Source organism: Mesorhizobium sp. M7A.F.Ca.AU.001.01.1.1 (assembly GCF_004022735.1).
In the GTDB taxonomy this organism is placed as follows: domain Bacteria; phylum Pseudomonadota; class Alphaproteobacteria; order Rhizobiales; family Rhizobiaceae; genus Mesorhizobium; species Mesorhizobium ciceri.
In genome coordinates this window covers 1-756 of the sequence record NZ_RZPF01001276.1, presented here as the reverse complement: position 1 = coordinate 756, position 756 = coordinate 1, and the positions used below count along the sequence as shown (strand labels likewise).

1 protein-coding gene and 1 pseudogene are annotated in these 756 nt (G+C 64.2%); both read right to left on the bottom strand.

Features of this window, described 5'->3' with window-relative positions:
• Window positions 1–492, bottom strand: a 492-nt coding sequence (locus EN884_RS37630; RefSeq protein WP_164895500.1) for a UbiA family prenyltransferase, incomplete at its 3' end; no start/stop codon positions are given.
• Between the two features lie 59 nt (window positions 493–551).
• Window positions 552–756 (bottom strand): annotated as a pseudogene (locus tag EN884_RS37625) (cytochrome c oxidase subunit I); the annotation flags it as partial.

Here is a 756-nt window from a genome sequence, read left to right as displayed (position 1 = left end):
GGGGCCCCCGCCGATGACGATGTTCTGCGGCGTCCAGCGCTTCAGCCACATCGTGTAGACGACGGCGTAGAAAAAGATGGTAAAGGCCAGCAGCGTCGCCGCCAGCCAGTTGACCAGCACGCCGAGCGTCATCACCGACAGCACCGACAGCACCAGCCCGAAGGTCAGCGCTTCGTGCGGCTGGATGCGACCGGCCGGGACCGGGCGGCTGGCGGTCCTGGTCATCACGGCATCGATGTCGGCATCGTACCACATGTTGAGCGCGCCGGAGGCGCCAGCACCTATCGCAATAGCCAGGATGGCGATCACCGCCAGCAGAGGGTTGATGGTCACGGGGGCGGCGACCAGGCCGACAAAGGCGGTGAACACCACCAGCGACATGACGCGCGGCTTCAGCAGCGCGAAGAAATCGCCCGCCGTCGCTTCCGACATGCGAAAGCCCGCTTCGTCAATCAATGGTCGTCGACAAGGGCCATGCGTACTTAAGTCCATCATCCGTTGGCCGAAACCGCCGGCGGACCGGCGGTTTCGTATTCGAGCGAACAGCCGCCTTACTTGATCTTCGGCAGCTGTTCCCACTGGTGGAAGGGCGGCGGCGAAGGCAGCTGCCATTCGAGCGTCGTTGCGCCCTCGCCCCATGGGTTGGCGCCGGCGATCCGCTTCTTCTGGAAGGCCTCGAACACGCCATAGAGGAAGATCAGGACGCCGACGGCCGAGATATACGAGCCGATGGACGACACATAGTTCCAGCCGGCA